Genomic DNA, 21,449 nt, shown 5'->3' on the forward strand with positions numbered 1-21,449 from the left:
TCATCATACTATATGTTTTATAAGAAGTAAAGGTGTCAGACTATTTCCTTTCAGATTGTAAAGCTTTCATATAATCAGCCTTTTTCTCAAGGGTCTTTTTCGCATCTTCAGCCGTTACTATATAATCTACCGCGATATGCTGTAATATTTCCTTATTAGCATTTGGCAACTGAATTGTAATATCATCCACACTACTCTTACTATTTTCAATCGTTTTATTAAATTCCTGAATACCTCTTGCAACCTCCGCCAATGTTTCCATATGTACAGAATTGTTTACATCTAAAACAGTATTACTTTTAAAAACTGCTGTATAATACTGTTGCAAATTTTTCTTCGCTATTTTTTCCTCAGCATTCTTATTGGAAACATTATCCCCAGTCTGCATTTGATTAAAAGTAAGTATAGTGTTATTATCTTTCTCTCCATAATATGTATTAAACTTCCCTTGTAAATCATTTGTTTTCTTTTTCATTTTATAATTATCATTTTTTACTTCTGGAGAGATTTGTCCCTCAAAATAAAGTTGAAATTGCAAATGCGGTTCATCGACTTGCTGTACAGTAACTATCCGCCCTTTGGGACCAAGGAAGTCCTTTCCATTATCCAGTGTTTCAACTCCGTTTAGATTAACAGCCATATCATACTCTGTTTTTATATAATTTTGTGCTTTTTTTTCGATTTCTTCATCCGATATATCACATGATGTTAATAGTAATAAACTAAAAATTATGCTATATTTCATTATTGTTCTTTTCATATTGCCTCTCCTTTTACTACTACTGCCTATCCAGAAATGTACTTCTGGATTTTAAATTACGATTTATATAAATAACTACTTCTAATAACCGCTACATCAAATGGTCTCCGCTGACTTGAATAATAAAAACTCATCATCTTGCCTTAAAATGCTCTAATAACCACATGTACAAAAACGCCTGTTTGTTATCATTTTACACTTATAGTGTAATTTTACACTATAATCATTTTATCGTAAAGCAAATATAATCTCTATTAAAATCACGTTAAAAACATACTAATATTTAATTCTATAGCAATCACAGTACGATTTTTATTGACTCCAACTTTAAAGTAACCACTTTAATTTCACTGCGAAAAAATTAAATAAGCGCCTTCGCTATTGTAAATGTCATTTACTTAACCTAATACATTTAATAATTATGACAAGTAATCATAGGAGGTTATTATATGAGCGAAGAAGATATTATTTTACATGGACTTTCTCTTGAACCAAATTTAATTGGCCCCACTCTACCATCCATTCCACCATTTACATTCCCTACCGGACCTACTGGAATCACAGGACCTACCGGCGCTACAGGTTTTGCCGGAATTGGAATAACTGGTCCTACCGGCGCTACAGGACCTACTGGAATTGGAATAACTGGTCCTACTGGCGCTACAGGACCTACTGGAATTGGAATAACTGGTCTTACCGGCGCTACAGGACCTACTGGAATCGGAATAACCGGTCCCACTGGAGCAACCGGTTTAGGAATTCTCCCCGTATTTGGAACAATAACTTCTGAAGTAGGAATCGGATTTGCAGCAGTAGTTAATACAAATGTTAATTTGACAATTCCAGGACCTGTTAGTGGAACTACTCTAACCCCAGTAGACAACTCCATTACAATTGATACCACTGGTGTGTACTCTGTATCCTTTTCAATTGTATTTGTGATACAAGCTATTTCGTCTAGTATATTAAACCTTACAATAAATGATTTCATTCAATTCGCCATTGAAACACGAGTTGGTGGTGGTTCCGGGGTAAGAGCTACATCCGCTAGAACTGATCTATTACCTTTAAACCAAGGAGATGTCCTTCGAGTACGAATAAGAGAAGCCATAGGTGACATTATTTATTCCAATGCATCTCTTGTTGTTTTAAAGGTCGACTAATTCGTTTATCAAAATAAAGATTCAAGCATGATAACAATGTAAAAAGAAGAGGTAACTTATATTTCAGTCTACCTCTTCTTTTTTATCACCAATTTACTGTTGAACATATATGGAAACAGAGCCTCCACTTACATGGAATTGCCCCCATCCATCTTTATTAATTGTTACAGTATTTGTTTGATTACCCGTAATATCGTACCATACTTCCCCAGCGTTATTCTTTCCAACATCCATCCACTTTGATCCTCCTGGTCCATCGGAGATTAATGTCGCTAAACCAGACTTAGCATGTACACTATCGCCTTCTCTTGTCCAGCCAATCACATCTGGATGGTCTAAATAATCACGCTGCGTACCATATGCAAAGTTTTTTCGTGCCGTCAAAATTGGATCAATTTTATCTTTTAACGCTGGAATTTCATAACTACTATTTCCGCTTGTCCCATAGTAATCACCATAGAAAACTGAAGGATAGCCCTCTGCACGAGTTAAAATAAATGCATATGCCAGCGGCTTAAACCACGGACTTACTACAGATTCCAATGACTGCCCAGGTTGAGAATCATGATTCTCAACGAGAGTAACTGCGAGTGCAGGGTGATTTTTCATTACTGTTCCATTTAAAATATTTCTCATATCATAATTCCCATTTCCTGCTGAAGCATAATGAAAATTATAATGAAGCGGTGCATCAAATACAGATTGATTATAATTGACTTTTGCCAAATAATTGTTTAAAGTCTGGATATCATTTTGCCAATATTCAGCCACCGTAAACATTTCTTTCCCCGTTTGCTGCCTGACATTATTTACCCAATCGCGTAAATATTCATGATCAATATGTTTAACAGCATCTAAACGAAATCCATCTAAATTTAATTCATTCGCATACCACTTCCCCCAATTTTTCATCTCATTCGCAACATCTGGATGATCAAAATCAAGATCTGCATACATCAAATAATCATAGTTTCCATTTTCGCTAGACACTTCCCAGTCCCATGCTTTACCTATACCCCTAAATTTATAAATTCGATTTAATTTCCTTCCTTCATCCCAATCCGTTCCGTCAAAATGATACCATTTCCATTTGAAATTAGAATAAGCATCTCTGCGCCCCGGAAAGTTAAAACCCGTCCATGCACTAATTTCATAATCACCTGATACTTCAATATTTCGATTGTTACGGTCTACCTCAACAGCTGTTACGGTTTCAGTATAATCAGCCCCACCTTTATGATTCATAACTACATCACCATATACGTCGATGTTTTGTTTATGTAAAGCGTCAATTGCAGATTTCAACTGTGCCTTTGTCCCATATTTCGTCCGCACCGTTCCTTTTTGATTGAACTCCCCTAAATCATATAAATCATAGGCCCCATACCCTACATCATTTTGCGAAGTCCCTTTATATGCAGGTGGTATCCATACAGATGTGATTCCCTTATGAGCTAAACTTTCAGCATCAGAACGCAAACGATTCCAATGATTCCCATCATTCGGAACGTACCACTCAAAATACTGCATTAATGTTCCATTATTTATCGTTGCTGCTTCTGCCTTATTCCTCCCATATATATTAGGAAAAAGCAAAATAAATAATAAACAGACTACCGTAATCCTTTTCAACATATTTACACCATCCCCTTCAAGAAAACGTTTGCATAATTCATTAAAATTATTATAATATTCGTTCTACAGTTAGTAAAGTAACAATCTTTTAATCTCTCCCATTATTTTTCAAAATATGAATTTAACTATTCCACAAGTACCCCCACATAGTTTAAAATTCACATCGTATTCAAAATTGTATACAATTTATCTATAAAAGTATGACGGAGGGATTTCTATGACAGACTTTCAAAAACAATTTTTCGCACGTTTACATATAGAAGAAAAAGAAACCATATCATTTGAAGATTTATCTCAACTTATGTATGGAATGGCGCAAACTGTTCCATTTGAAAATTTAAATGTTCTCGAAAATAACTTTAAAGAAATATCAAAAGAGAATTTAAAAGAAAAAATTTTAGTAAACAACCGTGGCGGTCTTTGTTATGAACTAAATCCTACTATGTATTACTTTCTTAAAGACTTTGGATTGGATGTTTATTTAGTTTCAGGAACAGTTTACAATGCTGCAAACTCTATATGGGCTGTCGATTCCGGACATATCGCAACTGTTTTAAAACATCATCATGAACTTTATTTAATTGAAGTGGGGTTCGGATCATACTTACCTCTTGCACCTGTTCCTTTCTCAGGTGAAGTCGTTCACTCAGTAACAGGAGATTATCGTATTCGCAAAGAAACAACTGAAAAAGGAAATTACATTTTAGAAATGCGTAAAAACAATGAGTTTCTGGATCAATCTTCTGCTGATGATTGGACATTAGGCTATGCATTTTATATAGAAGAAGTGGATGAAACGAAAGCGAATACAGCACAAAAAATCATCGTTGAACATGAGGGCTCACCATTTAACAAAGTACCTCTTATTGTAAAACTTACACATGACGGACACGTTTCTTTAACAAAAGATCGTCTTACAATAACAAAGGACGGTACAAAATCTAAAGAAGAAGTTACAGACGAGCAATATATAAACCTTTTACATTCGAAGTTCGGAATTACACTATAACTGTTTAAGCCTTGCTATTTACAGCAAGGCTTTTCAATTTTCAGCAGGGATTTTTTGCAATTTGTTGTATTTCATAGTTATATAGGAATATGACTACACGTTTAGAAAGGAAATGATTATGACAGAACTTAAAGATCGATTACAAGTACCCGATAATGAAAAATGGAAGTTAACAGATATTTACGATACGATTGATGATTGGGAAAATGATTATAAAAAAATAGAAATGTTAACAATTGAACTAAAAGAATTTAATGGAGATATTCACGATGGCAATCGTTTATTAGCTTATTTAACAAAGAGTGAAGAAATATCTAGCATATTATCTTTAATGTTCGCTTATGCGCGATTACAATCTGATCTTGATACACGCGATACTGACGCCCAATCCCTTGTCGATAAAGTATCACAATTACATGTAAAGGTAAGCGCAGCGAAATCATTCTTCTCCCCATTCTTACTTAGCGTAGAAGAAAACACTTTACACTCTTACATAGTAGAAACGGAAGGGTTACTATACTATAAAGAAGACTTATTTGAATTATACCGTTATAAAAAACACGTATTGAATAAGGATCAAGAAGAAATTTTATCCCAAATGGGTGAAGCACTTTCCTCTCCGCAACATACATTTGGTATGCTAAATAATGCAGATATATCATTTGGTGAAGTGACAAATGATGATGGAAAGAAAGTGAACTTAACACGTGGAATGTATTCGAAGTTAATAGAAGATGAGAATCGTGAGAAACGTAAAGAAGCTTATAAGGCATATTACAAACCGTATGTTCAGTTAAAGAACTCAATCGCTTCTACATTATCTTCTGCTATTAAAAATAATGTTACTGTTTCAAAGCTAAGAAAATATCCATCAGCTTTAGAGAAATCATTATTTGGCGATATGGTTCCGAAAGAGGTATATGAAAACCTAATTGATACAACGAAAAAAAACATTCAAACATTACATACATACAATGAAATTCGTAAAGAAAAATTAAATGTAGACGAACTAAGACAATACGACTTAAGCGTCGATTTAGTACAAGGTGTAAAACAAGACATTCCATATGACGAAGCGTTTGATACTATGATTGCATCACTTGCTCCTTTAGGAGAAGAGTATATTGAAACATTAAAAGGTTTTAAAGATAAACGATATATAGATGTGAGAGAAACGCCTGGAAAACGTTCTGGCGCTTATAACTTTGGTGTATACGGCGTTCACCCATTCATTCTTTTAAATCATCACGATGATTTAAATAGCCTTTTCACACTTACTCATGAGTGTGGTCACGGTATGCATACGCATTATTCACACGGATACCAACCAAGAATTTCTGCACACTATTCCATTTTTGTTGCAGAAGTCGCCTCTACAGTAAATGAAGTGTTATTAATTCACTACTTATTAAAAGAAGCGAAAGAAACGAACGTACGTAATCATTTAATTAACTACTTTATCGATAGCTTTAAAGGTACTTTCTTTACACAAATCATGTTTGCAGAATTTGAAAAAATCACACATGAAATGGCCGAACAAGGTAAACCATTAAACGCCCAAGTCTTTAGCGAAATTTATGAAAAGCTATTTAGAGAATATAACGGTGATTCACTTGTATTTGATGAAGAAGTAAAATATGGATGGTCTAGAATCCCTCATTTCTATCGTCCATTTTACGTGTACAAATACGCAACTGGATTCGCCTCCGCCATTCAAATTGCGGATAAATTATTAAGCGGTGACCCAAATGCACAGAAAAACTATATCGAGTTCCTTAAAGGCGGAAGTTCTGACTATCCATTAAACCTACTGAAAAAAGCTGGTGTTGATTTAACTACGCCAGAACCGATTGAAAGTGCATTAAATCGCTTCACTCAACTTGTTGAAGAATTTTCAGCATTATAGAAAAAAGCATGCAGAGTATATACTCTGCATGCTTTTTTCATTCGAATCACTTTATTCTAAATGTTGCTGCGTCACACAATGAATCATACCACCATACGCATACAGTGCATTTACATAAATACCAACGATTCTTCTTCCTGGAAACTGCCCTTCAATGATTTGCAGTCCTAACTTATCATGTTCATCACCGTATATAGGAACCAATACAACTTCATTTCCAATATAGAAATTCAAATACGAACCTTTACAGTCTGCCTCTTTTACCACTTTTCTTGTTACTGGTACTGGGATGAGTTGAAATGGACTTCCATCTATATTTCTCGCTTGTCGCAATTCTTGATAATGCTTTTCTTGCGCATCCAAAAGGTACGCCTCTCCTTCCCCGAAAGGATCATATTCATAAAGAATCGTATTTTCATTTACAAAACGTGCTGCCCCATCAATATGATAATCCGTATCTTCATCATAATTATCTTCACCGCGAATACCAGTTATCCATATAAAATTCGTTACCCCTAAATACTTCGTTAACTCCATTTCAATCTCTTCCTGACTTAGTGTAGGATTTCGATTTTCATTTATAATAGAAGTTTTTGCTGCCATTAAGGTCCCGTTTCCGTTTATCTCTATTCCTCCACCTTCTAGACAAACACTTGCTGCAACTTTTGGGATGCTATACATTTCACTTATTTCGTCCGGAATAACAGCATCATTTTCATACGGATATTTATCCCCCCAACCATTAAAAATCCAGTGCGTTAAGCAGAGATTTTCTTCCTTATCTTTTACAAATATCGGTCCATTATCTCTTATCCATATATCATCAGTTTCTTGAACTAAAAAATCAATTTTATCCATATTTACGTTCTCTTCAATTAGCTTCGATTGGACATGTGTTTTTTCTTCTTCATGATATACAACAATATGCACATTCTCTCCGTAATGAAGCTCCTTCGCCATCGTTACCCAAATATCATCTAACTTAGCTCTGTAACCTTCACCTCTATGCGTTTTATCATGAGGCCATTGGAGCCATGTCCCCTCATGTTTCTCCCATTCTGCAGGCATATAAAACAAACTATTTTCTATATTTCTCATACATGTTCACCCCTTCTCTAAATGTAAGTCCAGTCTATACTTTGACATCGTGTTAAGGTCAACAGCAATATATTCATTTGCTTGTAACTACTTCATAAAGTTACTCTTTATTCTCCCTTGTGATACACTACTTCTCCTTGTAAAACTGTCATTAATACTTTCACACTCGGAATCTTATCGACACTCATTTTAGTAATATCCTCATTTAGTATTACGATATCAGCCGATTTTCCTACTTCAATTGAGCCAGTAATCTTATCAAGTCCTAGTGCCTTAGCTGGCTTAATTGTATAAGCATCAATAGCAGCCTGTACATTAGACAAGCCTTTCTCATCAATACTTAATGCGTTCGAAATCGTCACAAGTGGATTCAATTCGTTTACATCCCAATCACTACTAAGTGATACATTTGCACCTGTTTTCCAAATTTGTCCTAACGGCATAATTCGTTTCATTTGCTGGTCTGTAAAATACGTACTTGCCCAGCTTTGTTTAGGATCTTCCGCAAAATCATGACCGACTTGAAAATCAGCGCTAACTCCTAAATGAGCAAAACGATTCATATCACTATCTTCTACCATTTCCACGTGCGTAAGCGTATACGGCTGTTTTGCCCCTTCTTTTTTCGCTGCTTCAATTGCATTTAAACTCTCTCTTACTCCACTATCTCCAATTGTGTGAATAAGTGCACCGTAACCAAGTTTATTAAGTTCAGTTAACCACCATTTCATTTTTTCTTCTGGAATATAGTTCAAACCATACGGGGTTCCTTTAAACCACTCAAATTTATATTTTTCCAGCGTTTTCGCTGTACTGTTAATACTAATTCCATCACTATACATCTTCACTTGATTAATAAGCATGCGTGACGACAAATCATCTCGCTTAATCTTTTGGAAATACTCGATTTGTTCTGCTTCATTTAAGTTCGGATACACCCACGGACGAAGTACTACTCGTGACGTTAATTTTTTCTCATCATTTACTTTATTCCAAACATCTAACCAGCCTCGTTTCCAATAGAGACGTCCATCCCCCACTGTAGTAATACCATTCTTCGCAACTTCATCTAAGCCGTCCAGCAAACCTTCATAATTTTTTTCGAACAAATTCGGTTGGGCATTCCATGCTTTTTCCATTACGATATCTCCAGCTGTATCATAAAGAATACCAAACGGTTCTCCTGTTTCTGGATCCCGAATAATTCTTCCACCTTGTGGATCTTTCGTATCTTTATTTATCCCAGCCAACTCCAATGCTTTCGAGTTAACCCATACAGAATGAGAGGTTCTTTCCATAATTAATACTGGGTTATTAGGAAATAGCTCATCAAGAACTTGTAATGGTGTTTGTTGTTCTGACTTTTCATCCATATTTTTTAACAGCTCTTCCAAACTAAATCCTGTTCCACTTATCCATTCCCCATCTTTCACATCTTTTTTACAAGCCTTTAAATACGAGCGTTGTTCTTGCAACGCAGCATCTGGTGAGACACTACAATTCCCTGCTGCTGGTGATTTCGCTTCAAAAATATGATTATGATTATCCACAAAACCAGGAAGAAGTTGACGTCCTTGTAGATTTATCACTTTCGTATCTTTATTAATCAATTTTTCTACATCCTTATTTGAACCGACAAAAGTAATTTTCCCATCTTTAATCTCTATAGCTTCTGCCATTTCTTGCTTTTCATTAGAAGTGTAAATTGTACCATTTTTAAACACTACATTTTTGGGCAACTGACTAGGTAGAGCAGAGCTACCATTCTCACCTTCTCCTACTTCAGGCGTACACGCTGAAATCCATACCATACTTAGAATCAAACAAATAATCATGATTTTTCTTTTCATATTCTTTCTCCTTTTTATTACGATAAAATGAAACTTTAATCAGTGGTGGACTCCATCCCTAACTAATTATTAGCCCACATCCATCAGGCTTTTACGGACAGCCTGACTCCCAAAAAATAGCGGGATAAATTGCTTTCGTATATAGAATAAGGATTGACATAATGTTAATGTCAATCCTTATTCTCATTCTATTTTCGTAACTAAAAAACAAATTTGTGTCACATACTCTTCTGTTAAACAATCACATTCTGGTCCCTTTATATAGACTTCATATGGATGACTCTCTAGTATATAGCCATTCCTTTCAACCCACTCTTCTAACGCCATATAAGCATAACCTATATAGTCATAGCTGCCATAATGCAAAGTGGTAACAATTTGATGCTGCTTTAGCCTTTTTATGTCGCACTCTTGTAATACGACTTTATTATCTTCATCCATAATCGGAATTCTTAATTCTATATGGCTGCAATTTGGAATATACTCTTCATCATAAAAAACTGTAGATGGAGAACCGACTATTTGAAAGCTATTTTTTTGTACTTGTTCATATAAGTCATAAAAATAATCATCCATATTATCTATATCTATTTGTAACTTTTGAGCAATTACTGTTATTTCATTTCTCATTCCAATTAATACATCGTAACTTCTATGGCGAGCAATATTTAGACCTTTATTCATATTTACTATTTCATTCATTTCTGAAATAACCTGTAAATTTTGTTTCACTTCATGAGATAACTCCATAATTTGAGATTGCATATGTTCAACAAACGAATCTTGATCTGCTGACTGAAGAATGATTTTAATTTTTGGTAAAGGAAACTTGTACTCCCTCAGCTTTTTAATTTTTAACGCTACTTCCAGCTGCCCTTGTTCATAATATCTATATCCATTTACCGGATTCACATATGCTGGTTTTAATATCTCTTCTTTGTCATAATGCCTTAGCATCCGTGTACTCATTTTACAAATTCGTGAAAATTCAGTAATTGTATACATATAAATACCCCTTGAATACATTTTCTTATAAACTTATTTATCCCGATTGGTATGGGCTAATAATTAGAGGGGATGGCCTCCTCTAATTAAAGTTTCACCTTATTAAAACCAATCAAAAATTTTTCTAATTGAAGAACTTTCACCCTGATTGCTCAATCTTTTCATTTTTGAAGGCAATAAATGACTCGGACAATACCACGTTAAACAATTCATTGCACCTCCCATAGTCGATATTTCTCCTACATGAATTTGAATGACTTGTTTTTCCGTATGCTGTTGAATATATCGTAAAACTTCCCCGTCTTTTGCTAATCCAAACTTAGGAACATAAAGGGCGTCACATGTTTCTAACATATTTATATATAAACCTTTTGCCGATGCAATTTCTTGATCATATTGCCCTTTCTCTGTATATGACGAAGGAACAACGATAAATTCAGCTTCTGGCATTTGCTCTTGAATAATCTCTTGCACATGATATCTAAATTCATTATCACCTAGAAAATCACTAATAAACATTGTGTGTTCATCAATAAATTTAACCATTCCGTCCGCGTGCGCAAGTACATCTCCTTCTTCAGCAGGAATAATAATAACCCGGCTTACATCTAAATCCCACTCTAATTGCTCAATTATTTCCTCTTCCGTCCAATCATCGTTGTCATCAAATATGCGTTCTGTTAATATAACAGTATCTTTTTTATTCCAAATAAGATTGCCACCATCCAATATTAATGGTGATTTCACATACTCAAATTCATTTTTCTTCAACCATTTATTAAATTGTTGATCTAAATATCGCCCTTGATCCTCTGGTAAATAGTTTGGGTAATATTTAAATTTAACAAGATGATTCGTTATAACTGGCGCAACATCTCTTAGCCAAATATCATCATACTCAAAGAAGTTTGTATGAAAGTCTTGCTCTTCAACAGATAAAGATATAAGTTGATCGGTAAATGATTTTTTTTCATTTAAGTATTCATTAAAGTAAATAATGTCTTCATACAATGGTTGATAATATTCATTCGATTCGTCTGGTATTGCAGTAAAAATAATGCCACTATGTTTTTGTTCCATTTTATTTACCTCGCTTTTTAATAATGATTACATAACTGATTTCAATCAGCCAACTATTCCCCAATCCATTCCTCTTTTCATTACAATTTTTGAAACGTGCACATTTCATGAATGGATTATAGCACGGAGAAATATTATATATTTATATAAAAAATATATAGCTGTCGTTAAGCCGTAAAGTAACTCTTGACAAGATTTGAAAATACCGCATTTCAGACAACATTAAAAATATAATCATCATACCCAATGAATGATTAGCTGATTTTTTTATCAAGATTCATATCCATTACTTCGAACAAACCGTTTTGATTACATAGATCTAATACATGTGTTTCTACTCCTATACAAATCCCTTCTAATGGAAGATCGTTTGGGTCCTGACCAAATGGATCTTCAATTTCACCCCCTATTGCTTCAATCCCTATAAATGCAAAACTTATAAACGTAGTTGCAAGTACTGTAAACCACCCAAGACTATCAACAAGTCCGATTGGTAAAGTCCCGCAAAATATGAGCAGTAAAATTTTAATATGAGTAAAATATGCAAATGGGATAGGCGTTGTTTTAATACGATCACATCCACCCACAGCCGTAAGCAAATTATTCAAATCAGCCTCCATATTAATTATTACATTTGGATGAAGTCGACCCGTTTTTAAACCTTTTGATAGTATAGTTTTTAACATAAAAACTATACTAATTGGTAAATGAATAGATTCCGCCAATATTTCCTTTTCCTTCTCAGAACAAATATTAAGCAATGCTTTTATTTCAGTTAGATCTTTATCGTCTCTCAAATGCCCTTTCGCTATCTTAGGAAATGCAATTAATAAATGTAAAAATTTTAGCTTTCCTGATCCGTCTTTTTCTCTTCAGACTCCCAATGACATAAAAAACTAACTGCTAAATTTCTAGTAGAAGCACTAATCGTGCCAAATAACTTTCTACCCTCCCAGTACCTATCATAGGCAGTGTTCGTACGAAAAACTAACAGTAGACCTAAAGCTCCTCCAACAATTACCCAAGGAGTTTGATTAATTTTTATTTCTACATAATAGTAATTAATCACAGTGATTACTGTTGAAATGCACATATATAATAAAATTTGCGGGAAAATATCTCTTATAACTGTTCCCTTTAATGTAAATATTTGATGTAAACTATTTTGATTATTGTAATGTACCATATTTACAAAAGCCTCTTCCTTTTTAATCTTTTATCCTTAAAAATTACGAAAGTATACAATTAAATAGTAAAATCATAAACCCTATCATTACGAAACTGGTGAAAATTATTTCTTTCAATACTCTTACTCCTTTTTTTCCAAAAGATATACCACTTTTTTAATTTAAACAACAAATGTTTACTATTCTAAATCACGACGCATTATTTTAGAATTCGCAACGAATAAAGCACTAATTAATACAAGAATCGCGCAGGCGTATAACAATATATCTATTGGACTATCATGATTTATAATAATGAGACGAACGATAGCTGTTATACCTATATATATAAAATATCGTAATGGAAAATGAAAATTCATTTGAAAATACTTTATAATCATTACGATGAATTCAAAATATAAAAAGAATACGACGATACTATCGATCAAATGATAACTAGATTCCTCACCATTTAATTTCAGTTCTTGTATAAATTGAATGACTTCTTTCACAAGAAACACACTTAAAACAACCCCTAAACAAATCAAAGCTACATTTAAAATGTACTGTAGAACGATAGGGAAAAACGAAAATACTATTTTTAAGTTCTTTAACACAAACATTTTCTCCTTTTCCATATAAAGTGAAACTTTAATCAATAGGGGGTTTGTTCACCCCCTACTGATTATTAGCCCACACTAATCGGGCGTTTATGGACAGCCCGACTCCCACCTAACTTCTTTTTTCGAGTCGAGTTTTAAGGTGAGAGTCTTACTACCCGCAAATAGCGGGATAAAACGAAAAGCGACAATACACTATACTCCGATTATCATTATATTAAAACGTTTTATTTTTACGAATAATAAAGCATGACAAAATAGGTAAAGATAGTATTTCATCTATTTTGTCTATACAGCAGTATAACGAAACTCCAAACGATTATTTCAATTGAATTGGTTGTTGTTGTGTCACACAATGAATCATACCGCCATTTTTATAAAGCTCTCTCACATCAATACCTACTACTTTACGATCTGGGTATAACTTCTGAATCGCGTCGTTTGCGATTTTATCATTTGGATCATTATAATTAGGCACCAATACCACTTTATTCCCAATATAATAATTGAGATATGATCCCTTATAATCAAGAGTTTTCCCATTTTCTAAAGCAACCTTGTCTTTACTAAGTGGTAAGTATTCATACTTATACTTCTTTCCTGAAGCATTTTTTGCATCTAACAATGTATCCATATCTTTGTTAGACAAACCCCATTCGGCTAGGTCGTCTTCTTTCATCGTTATAATAGTAGATTTATTATGGAATTTAGCAAATCCATCAATATGAAAGTCCGTAATATCTAAATTAGGTACTCCATCTAACCAAATAAAGTTTGACACCCCAAGGTCACTTATATATTTTTCAATTTCCTTTTCCGATAAATCAGGATTTCTATTTTTATTCGTTACAGCACTTCGAGTTAATAAAGCAGTCCCATTGCTATCTAATTCAATTGCGCCACCTTCAAGGACAAATTTCCCCCAATCAATTCTTTCAATCCCTAATTGCTTACTAACGTTCTCACGAATACGAGCATCATTTTTGTAAGGTGTTTTATTCCCCCAACCATTAAATGCTGGATCTAATATTTTTAGATTTTTATCATTGTCATAAACAAAAATTGGTCCACTATCTCTTGCCCATACATCATCCGTAGGTGCTATAAAGAAATCAATCTTCTCCATATTTAGCCCTTCATCTGTTAAAAGCTTATTGATTCTCTCTTTTTCTTCCTGGTCATATGCAACAATGTGGACTTTTTCACCCGTAGTTAAAGCACTTGCCATCTTAACCCAAATAGGTTCAACTTCTTGTTGATACTCTTGACCATATGTGTATTCATGTGGCCATTGTAGCCATGTACCTTCATGTTTATCTGTTTCATCCGGCATCGTGTATTTTCCAATCTTTTTCTGTACCTCTACCTTCTCATTCTCTTTCCCTTTTGCATTTTCATTTCCACCTTCATAAGAACATCCACTTATAACCGTTGTAGCTAATGTAGCTATCAAACAAAACTTCACTACTTTTTTCATTTTCTGCCCCTCCTGTTCTTGTCTTCAATAATGTAAAGCTTCACATAGTGTGAAGCTCAAGCTTTTTCATCGATGCAAAAATTACCAATTATCCTCCCACGTGATAATCGTAAAATTCCAATAAAAATAGAGGGCATTCACAAAGTAACCCCCTCTATTTAACATTACTATTTTTTAACTTCCTTCATAAATTTATTCTAATCTTACTCCCTTCTCATACTTGCTTGTTCACTAAATAAAACATTATTAAATAAAAAAAATCGGTATTGATCATTTCATATCAATACCGATTTTTAAACATTTATTTTTCTTCTATTAAATCATTCGCCATTTTTCTAAACTCTTGATTAAACGTATCATTCATACCATTCTGTACGTTAGAGAATAATATAACAAACGTTCGTTTATCCCAGTTAAAATTATTAAATGTGTTCCAACCAGCTAATACCCCATGATTATGATAATAGTCTGGGTAAATATAGAAACTAAATCCATATTTTCTTGCAGGTGATACAGTAAACATATCAGATAAGCCTTGCTTAGAAAGCAATTTCCCATCCATAATAGCCTCATCTAATTTTTTCATATCTTCAACAGTCGTATACATTTCACCACAACCATATAGCCAGTTCATTTTTAAGCGAGGCGCATCTATTAATTCATTATCTTTTTTCGTATAGCCTTCCGCTAGGAAAATATCTTCTGGAAGAGTTGCCCCCATTCCAGATTCATGCATTCCAACAGGATTAAAAATATTTTCTTTCACATATTCAGCAAGCGGTTTATTCGTAAGCTTTTCGACAATATACGCTAACACCATATAATTATAATCTGTATATTTCCATCCTGTCCCTGCAGGAAATTGTAACGTTTGCGCACCAATCCACGTTACTAACTTTAAACGTGACGCTGCATCAACATTCCCTTGCCCCTGTTCTGGTAACCCGGACGTATGTGTTAACAAATTTCGTAACGTAATGTTTTTATCTGCCGGAAACGATGGAATATACTTATTGACATTGTCTTCAATATTTAATTTCCCTTTTTCTCTTAGTTGCATAATAGATATCGCAACGACTGTTTTCGTAATGGAACCGATACGATACTTCGTTCTTGGCGTTGTTAACATTTTATCTTTCACATTCGCATAGCCGTAACCTTTTCGTAAAATCACATGACCTTTGCTAGCTACTAGAACACTCCCATTAAACCCTTTATCTTTTAAATATTGATCTAGTTTTCCCGCTGCACTTTCATAGCGTTTTTTCTCGTTTATACTAACTTCTTGCTGCTCGTCCTTTTGCTTATCAATTATATTCGAAAATGCCTTTATATCATATTTTTTATCTTTCTTTGCATGTATTAGTGCAACGACACTCCCACAAAAAACAGCAAAAATAAAGAAAACGATTAACCATTTCTTTAACATAATAGGAACCCTCTTTTTCTAGTTTCACTTAACGTGCATCCATTCTATTCTATATCTTTTAATTTTCAGATATTTTATAATATTACTTGCTATTCTCTTTATTTAAATTAGATTCCTTTTTATCACATTCAACTACTCTCTATTGTATTTCTTTCTTAAAAAATATCCAGCATACAATCGGATGCACCTGACTATAATTTCAATTTCTTATGTAACATTTGTTACACATCATACAGAATGGAGATGTAATATGAAAAATACCGATAGACGCAATCGTTTAGATGATAGAATGTTTCATTATCGGATAACAAAGAATAACATAGTTTTAATTGAATATTACGGAAAACAAATTATGATTTTAAAAGGAAATGACGCTGAAAAATTTTTAAACAAAATAAATCATGCAAATAACGATAAAGAAAAACAACTGATTATGGCTAAAATTACAGGTAATTTCAAAAGAGGAAATGAACGTAATTGAAAACGAATCTCATTTTCTTTTTTGATTATACAGCATATTCAATAAGAAATGTCGCTCATATGGCATTTCTTTATATTTTCTTCACCAAAAATTCACATTGCTAACTTTCCTTTATTTTTTATTCTCCCTATATAAGCTGAGTACTGAAATACTTAGTAATACAACTATACACAACCACGCATACGTATACCCTTTCTGATCTACAATATACCCAAATAAGACAGGTGCAACAATAATAGCAATTTGATTTAATGTAAGAGCAAAACTCACTGTCATCCCTACAGATTCTTCACTTGCCGTTTCTGCAACTTCAATTATAAAAAGACTGAACCAGCCAATCGAAAAGAACCCTAACAATGCACTTACAACATACAAGAACTCACTCCTTATTGTATGTATATTCATTACTAACATAAGAATAAAACAGATAGAAGTGCAGACCGATATAAATAAAGGGATGCGCCGGTTTCCCTTATAACACAAATCACTAACAGCTGCCAATGTAATACGGCCAATCATTCCGGAATAGAACATAACTGAAAATACTTTTCCGGCTAAAATAGGTGTAATTGATTGTTCCATTACTAAAAAATTTATAAAATGTCCAACTAACACCATTTGTAATGAAATCATGCAAATACCAGTTATATAAATTGGATACAACGCTTTTTTATGCATCACTGATTTTAACTGCACCCAAAAAGAGGTTTTTATACGTTCTTCTTTCCCTTCCTTCCGAACACATGAATCTCGATAAAATATAGAAAATAAAAGACCACCTATTATACAAATGCTTCCTATTACATGTATCGCATAAGACAAATTATATTTTATTACAAGTAACGGAATTAATACTCCCGCTAGTACACCACCAATCGGTATACCGGCTTGCCTGATCCCCATTGCTAACCCACGATTTTCTTTTGAGAACCATTTTAGTATCACTTTACTTCCTCCCGGCTGGGAAACACTATAAAACATTCCTACTAACAAAAGGACAAAGAGTAACCCTTTAAATCCATTTACTATATTAGTCAGTAAGAGCGAACCTCCGAGTAAAAATGAACTGATAGTAATTAACCATTTTTCATTATATTGATCAAGTAGCTTGCCGACAACAAGCATGCAAAATAGCGGTCCAATATTTACAACGCTTACTAATAACCCACTCTCCATATTCGTAAGTGCGTATTCTTCCTTCCAAAATAAAGCGAAAGCTCCGACACCATACGTTATAAGTGTCGCTGTCGTTTGAGCAATCGTCGCAAAAATTAACATCATCCACTTATAAGTACTGTTCACATTCTCTTTCATTAGCATTAAGATCCCTCCATCCCCTTCCATTGTATGAAATTTTTGATATCATATAAAATAAATATTAATCATATAATCCATCAAAAAAATTGATACCTTTTTCGGAGGGATGATACGTGGACATAAAAGATTTAACTGTTTTTTACGAAGTTGCAAAAGAAAGAAATATATCTCATGCAGCAAAAAATTTAAACTATGTACAATCTGGTGTAACGATGCGTATGAAACAACTAGAAAACGAATTAGGTGTGCCTTTATTTTATCGAAATGGAAAAGGTGTTACTTTAACTTCTAACGGCGAGATTTTATTAACATACGCAAAAAAAATCATCCACTTAATGGAGCAATCTGTTAAAGCGGTCCAAAGTAATGGAACCGAACCAAAAGGCACTTTAAAAATCGGATGTACAGAATCCACAACAGCTGTTCGGATTCCTTCCATATTAGTGAACTACTATGAGAATTACCCACAAGTCGAATTAGTTTTAGAAACAAATACGACGGAACAGCTAACCCATCTCGTATTAGACCGAAAACTAGACGGAGCATTTATCGCTGGAACTACTCAGCACGCTGAACTTCGTGCAAATGTATTTCGTGAAGAAGAATTAGTTCTCATTAGCAAAAATCCTTTATCCTCTTTCCAAGACATAGGAGACATGAATTTACTTGCCTTTAGTCACGGGTGCTATTATAGAAGGTTATTAGAAGACTGGCTTCAAGAAGAAGGGATCTCGCCTAAACGAGTATTAGAATTCGGAACAATTGAAGCTATACTTGCATGTGTAAAATCAAGTATGGGCGTAGCGATTATGATGAAATCAATTTTAAAAGAGCATGAACATGGCGTATCATTCAACCCTTTACCAAATAGCTTCAAAAAAATCCCTACTACTTTTATTACTAGAAAAGATATTTTTCACTCAGCTGCATTACAAAAATTTATGGAGATGACTCACAATGCATGAAAAGAAAATACGTGGTATGAAACGAAAAACAAACACTATGATTAAACGCATTGAGGAACATACAAAAACGTTCCCTTCTACTTTCTATAACGATGAATATTGGTATATGCCTTTACCAGTTTCTCAAGCTTTTATCGAGTCTCATAAAACACCTAGAAAAGTAAAACGATTATGTATACAAACCTTAATAGATCGAGTAAATCATTTAATTAAAATAAAACCGAGTGATGCACATACATATCGAGTTGTTACTATAATTTCTATAGAAAATTTATGGAGATCGCAAATTATCGTATTTAAAAACGATGACTACTTTCAAAATTTTTTCAATAGAAATAATGAATCTCAAAAATGGATCCCTCTTTCAAATGAAATTAATTTTTGGGAAACATGTGGAATTTCAATTTGCCCTACTGCCCAACTGTTGCACTTTCAAGAAGTCATTTATGATGAAGATGCAATCGATAAAAAAGAGATTTGGTTTATTGGAGAGTTATCTTAAAAGGGGTACTTTCAAATGAAAAGCTTCCCTTTTTTTACCTGACAAAATCGCTATATAATGAATTTATCATTTCACCATATAGGAGGTTTTCAAATGGTAATACCTAAATATCCTGATGTCCCTACTCTTACGAAAAAACAAATCGATCAAATTACAGAAATCACTTTTCTAAAAGAAATAACACCACAAAAATGTAATGCAATTTTCGTTTTCGGCGGTTCTCATCCTGGCAATTGGCAAACTCCTCTAGAAGCTTATCGACAAGGTTTAGGAAATCAAATTATCGTTACAGGTGGTACTAGTTTACATGGTATGAAACATCCGAGCTGGAATTACGGGGATTTGTCAGAAGCAGAAGTAATTGTAAATAAATTAATTGAACATGGCGTACCCAAAGATGCTATCATGTTCGAAACAAACTCCCTCCATTCTATCGCTAATGTAATTGAAGCGAAAAAGATTTTTGATTTCACAAAGATTAATCGGCTGCTATTTGTATGCAAAAGTTTAGGAGCTGGTCGGCAATATAGAGTATTAAAAAAACATTTACCTAAAACTATTACTTGTATCCCATATACATTTGATACAAGCTTCGATGGTGAGTTTATAATTAATAGATATAATTGGATGGAAAATGAAAAGAGTCGCTCTATGATTTTTGGAGAATACTTGAGAAATGTTTGCTACGGTAGAAAAGGTGGTATTGAGCCACCTGAAAAAGAGGTTCATGGTCTAGAAGAATATGTATCCTATTACTATAATCTAGCATAAAAGTAGCAAATTCTATTTCATATTATAAAAAAGAGTATACCAAAAACATTGGTATACTCTTTTTCCTATCTCTTTTATTTTTCTTTTAACACACTATGTAATCGATCAGGGTAATTTGTAAACATTCCTGTAGCACCCCATTTAATTAACAATCTCATATCTGGTTTCTCATTTATTGTATACGGGTGAATTAACAGTCCATTTTTCCTAGCCATTTTCATATATGACTCATCAATAATTAGTTCTCCGTTATCATTGCGTAAGTTTGGCCCAATACCAACTGCATACTTTTTAATTTCTTGAAAATCATCATTCGTTACACTTTTCGGTTCATGTGTAATACTAGACCACTCAACAATCTCATTGTTTTCATTTGGATAATACCAAAGCAGTTGAACTAACGGAATATTTTTATTCATACTATGAATCTTTGTTAAGCTATCTTTACTAAATGATTGAATCATAACACGGCTAGAAGACATGTTTTGACCTACTAAATTATATTTTTTTAATAAAGCTAATAATTTCTCTTCCATTCCTGGATACACATCTGGTGATTTTGTTTCAATGTAATACCTCATGCTTCTTCCGTACTTTTGGAAGATTTCTTCAAGAGTCGGAACTTTTTGACCAACGTACTCTTGCTTAGCCTTTTCTGGATAAGCTTTATTGAACCAAGATCCTGCATCTAAGCTTTTTATTTCACTTAATGTTTTATCTCGTACTTCCCCTGTACCATTTGTAGTGCGATCAACTGCTGTATCATGCATTGCAATTAATTGGCCATCCTTAGTTAATTGAATATCTAACTCCAAATAATCCGCTTTCATTTTTTTCACTAAATCATAAGAAGCAAAAGTGTGCTCAGGTGCATGTCCACTTGCTCCGCGATGTGCAATATTTAAAAACTTATTCGTATTCCATTCATGCTTCCCTTCTGATTTCGCATGAACAGCTCCCCCAGCAAAGATACTTCCCGTCATAAAGAAAATAACTAAAACGCTAATAATTTTTCTCATCCTTCTAACCCTTCCTACGTTGCAAATTTCAACAAGCTAATGAGATTTACACGAAATAGAAGACATACTTTCATTATTTTTATAAGCCTATATTAAAATTCCAATCTTACAAATATATTTTCTCTATGTTATTAATAAAGAAAACTATTTCATTCCTATAGCCTCCTTTTCACATGTAACTCCCTATTGTGTACGG

18 protein-coding genes and 1 pseudogene are annotated in these 21,449 nt (G+C 33.6%); 7 read left to right on the forward strand and 12 right to left on the reverse strand.

All coding sequences use genetic code 11. The features are described from left to right. Positions 1-40: 40 nt before the first annotated feature. Positions 41-760: a hypothetical protein gene (locus tag JDS95_RS01520; protein WP_033661350.1), complete on the reverse strand. Its 720-nt coding sequence runs from the start codon at positions 758-760 to the stop codon at positions 41-43. 449 nt (positions 761-1,209) lie between these two features. Between JDS95_RS01520 and JDS95_RS01525 the strand changes: the two genes are divergently transcribed. Continuing rightward, positions 1,210-1,923: a collagen-like triple helix repeat-containing protein gene (locus JDS95_RS01525; protein ID WP_001287948.1), complete on the forward strand. Its 714-nt coding sequence runs from the start codon at positions 1,210-1,212 to the stop codon at positions 1,921-1,923. A 93-nt stretch (positions 1,924-2,016) separates the two neighbouring features. Here JDS95_RS01525 and amyS read toward each other — a convergent pair whose 3' ends face one another. Further along, on the reverse strand, positions 2,017-3,558 hold the full coding sequence (gene amyS / locus JDS95_RS01530; RefSeq protein WP_000919647.1) for an alpha-amylase: 1,542 nt from the start codon (positions 3,556-3,558) through the stop codon (positions 2,017-2,019). A 217-nt stretch (positions 3,559-3,775) separates the two neighbouring features. Between amyS and JDS95_RS01535 the strand changes: the two genes are divergently transcribed. Continuing rightward, positions 3,776-4,567 carry an arylamine N-acetyltransferase family protein gene (locus JDS95_RS01535; RefSeq protein WP_000129200.1) on the forward strand — a complete coding sequence of 264 codons (792 nt, stop codon included), beginning with the start codon at positions 3,776-3,778 and terminating at the stop codon, positions 4,565-4,567. A 118-nt stretch (positions 4,568-4,685) separates the two neighbouring features. Further along, positions 4,686-6,473 (forward strand): oligoendopeptidase F, encoded by a 1,788-nt coding sequence (pepF, locus tag JDS95_RS01540; protein WP_085450434.1) that lies wholly within the window; start codon positions 4,686-4,688, stop codon positions 6,471-6,473. A 51-nt stretch (positions 6,474-6,524) separates the two neighbouring features. Here pepF and JDS95_RS01545 read toward each other — a convergent pair whose 3' ends face one another. The 8 genes and pseudogenes from JDS95_RS01545 to JDS95_RS01580 form a co-directional block, all read right to left on the reverse strand. Further along, positions 6,525-7,571, reverse strand: coding sequence for an agmatine deiminase family protein (locus JDS95_RS01545; protein WP_001244199.1), 1,047 nt, complete (start codon positions 7,569-7,571; stop codon positions 6,525-6,527). 107 nt (positions 7,572-7,678) lie between these two features. Next, positions 7,679-9,421, reverse strand: coding sequence for an amidohydrolase (locus JDS95_RS01550; protein ID WP_000823349.1), 1,743 nt, complete (start codon positions 9,419-9,421; stop codon positions 7,679-7,681). A 183-nt stretch (positions 9,422-9,604) separates the two neighbouring features. Then, on the reverse strand, positions 9,605-10,426 hold the full coding sequence (locus tag JDS95_RS01555) for a MerR family transcriptional regulator (RefSeq protein WP_199690185.1): 822 nt from the start codon (positions 10,424-10,426) through the stop codon (positions 9,605-9,607). A 102-nt stretch (positions 10,427-10,528) separates the two neighbouring features. Continuing rightward, positions 10,529-11,506, reverse strand: a complete 978-nt coding sequence (locus JDS95_RS01560; protein WP_000435609.1) for an agmatine deiminase family protein — start codon at positions 11,504-11,506, stop codon at positions 10,529-10,531. A 254-nt stretch (positions 11,507-11,760) separates the two neighbouring features. Continuing rightward, positions 11,761-12,692: pseudogene (locus JDS95_RS01565) on the reverse strand (bestrophin family protein). A 180-nt stretch (positions 12,693-12,872) separates the two neighbouring features. After that, positions 12,873-13,289 (reverse strand): phosphate-starvation-inducible protein PsiE, encoded by a 417-nt coding sequence (gene psiE / locus JDS95_RS01570; protein WP_000916785.1) that lies wholly within the window; start codon positions 13,287-13,289, stop codon positions 12,873-12,875. 322 nt (positions 13,290-13,611) lie between these two features. Beyond that, positions 13,612-14,769 carry an agmatine deiminase family protein gene (locus tag JDS95_RS01575; RefSeq protein WP_144467316.1) on the reverse strand — a complete coding sequence of 386 codons (1,158 nt, stop codon included), beginning with the start codon at positions 14,767-14,769 and terminating at the stop codon, positions 13,612-13,614. A gap of 301 nt (positions 14,770-15,070) precedes the next feature. Beyond that, on the reverse strand, positions 15,071-16,198 hold the full coding sequence (locus tag JDS95_RS01580) for a serine hydrolase domain-containing protein (protein ID WP_085450436.1): 1,128 nt from the start codon (positions 16,196-16,198) through the stop codon (positions 15,071-15,073). A gap of 250 nt (positions 16,199-16,448) precedes the next feature. Here JDS95_RS01580 and JDS95_RS01585 point away from each other — a divergent pair, with 250 nt between their 5' ends. After that, complete coding sequence (locus JDS95_RS01585) at positions 16,449-16,679, forward strand: hypothetical protein (RefSeq protein WP_000798812.1); 231 nt, start codon at positions 16,449-16,451, stop codon at positions 16,677-16,679. Positions 16,680-16,790: 111 nt separating this feature from the next. Here JDS95_RS01585 and JDS95_RS01590 read toward each other — a convergent pair whose 3' ends face one another. Further along, a complete protein-coding gene (locus JDS95_RS01590) occupies positions 16,791-18,023 on the reverse strand; it encodes an MFS transporter (protein WP_199690186.1) in 1,233 nt (410 codons plus the stop codon). Positions 18,024-18,109: 86 nt separating this feature from the next. Between JDS95_RS01590 and JDS95_RS01595 the strand changes: the two genes are divergently transcribed. From JDS95_RS01595 to JDS95_RS01605, 3 genes are all read left to right on the forward strand, one after another. Continuing rightward, positions 18,110-18,961 (forward strand): LysR family transcriptional regulator, encoded by an 852-nt coding sequence (locus JDS95_RS01595; protein WP_144467317.1) that lies wholly within the window; start codon positions 18,110-18,112, stop codon positions 18,959-18,961. Continuing rightward, positions 18,954-19,463, forward strand: coding sequence for a DUF3916 domain-containing protein (locus tag JDS95_RS01600; RefSeq protein WP_144467318.1), 510 nt, complete (start codon positions 18,954-18,956; stop codon positions 19,461-19,463). The genes JDS95_RS01595 and JDS95_RS01600 overlap by 8 nt, the downstream gene beginning before the upstream one ends. A gap of 93 nt (positions 19,464-19,556) precedes the next feature. Beyond that, positions 19,557-20,234, forward strand: coding sequence for a YdcF family protein (locus JDS95_RS01605; protein WP_085450438.1), 678 nt, complete (start codon positions 19,557-19,559; stop codon positions 20,232-20,234). A gap of 74 nt (positions 20,235-20,308) precedes the next feature. On the opposite strand, the gene JDS95_RS01610 is transcribed toward JDS95_RS01605, so the two are convergent. Beyond that, positions 20,309-21,253, reverse strand: coding sequence for a glycerophosphodiester phosphodiesterase (locus JDS95_RS01610; RefSeq protein WP_144467319.1), 945 nt, complete (start codon positions 21,251-21,253; stop codon positions 20,309-20,311). Positions 21,254-21,449: the final 196 nt, after the last annotated feature.

The organism is Bacillus cereus group sp. N24, from assembly GCF_016483345.1.
Lineage (GTDB): Bacteria > Bacillota > Bacilli > Bacillales > Bacillaceae_G > Bacillus_A > Bacillus_A toyonensis.

Coding starts and splice junctions, on each gene's coding strand:
- JDS95_RS01520 (WP_033661350.1), bottom strand. CDS start 760: ATGAAAAGAACAATAATGAAATATAGCATAATTTTTAGTTTATTACTA.
- JDS95_RS01525 (WP_001287948.1), top strand. CDS start 1,210: ATGAGCGAAGAAGATATTATTTTACATGGACTTTCTCTTGAACCAAAT.
- amyS (WP_000919647.1), bottom strand. CDS start 3,558: ATGTTGAAAAGGATTACGGTAGTCTGTTTATTATTTATTTTGCTTTTT.
- JDS95_RS01535 (WP_000129200.1), top strand. CDS start 3,776: ATGACAGACTTTCAAAAACAATTTTTCGCACGTTTACATATAGAAGAA.
- pepF (WP_085450434.1), top strand. CDS start 4,686: ATGACAGAACTTAAAGATCGATTACAAGTACCCGATAATGAAAAATGG.
- JDS95_RS01545 (WP_001244199.1), bottom strand. CDS start 7,571: ATGAGAAATATAGAAAATAGTTTGTTTTATATGCCTGCAGAATGGGAG.
- JDS95_RS01550 (WP_000823349.1), bottom strand. CDS start 9,421: ATGAAAAGAAAAATCATGATTATTTGTTTGATTCTAAGTATGGTATGG.
- JDS95_RS01555 (WP_199690185.1), bottom strand. CDS start 10,426: ATGTATACAATTACTGAATTTTCACGAATTTGTAAAATGAGTACACGG.
- JDS95_RS01560 (WP_000435609.1), bottom strand. CDS start 11,506: ATGGAACAAAAACATAGTGGCATTATTTTTACTGCAATACCAGACGAA.
- JDS95_RS01575 (WP_144467316.1), bottom strand. CDS start 14,769: ATGAAAAAAGTAGTGAAGTTTTGTTTGATAGCTACATTAGCTACAACG.
- JDS95_RS01580 (WP_085450436.1), bottom strand. CDS start 16,198: ATGTTAAAGAAATGGTTAATCGTTTTCTTTATTTTTGCTGTTTTTTGT.
- JDS95_RS01585 (WP_000798812.1), top strand. CDS start 16,449: ATGAAAAATACCGATAGACGCAATCGTTTAGATGATAGAATGTTTCAT.
- JDS95_RS01590 (WP_199690186.1), bottom strand. CDS start 18,023: ATGGAAGGGGATGGAGGGATCTTAATGCTAATGAAAGAGAATGTGAAC.
- JDS95_RS01600 (WP_144467318.1), top strand. CDS start 18,954: ATGCATGAAAAGAAAATACGTGGTATGAAACGAAAAACAAACACTATG.
- JDS95_RS01605 (WP_085450438.1), top strand. CDS start 19,557: ATGGTAATACCTAAATATCCTGATGTCCCTACTCTTACGAAAAAACAA.
- JDS95_RS01610 (WP_144467319.1), bottom strand. CDS start 21,253: ATGAGAAAAATTATTAGCGTTTTAGTTATTTTCTTTATGACGGGAAGT.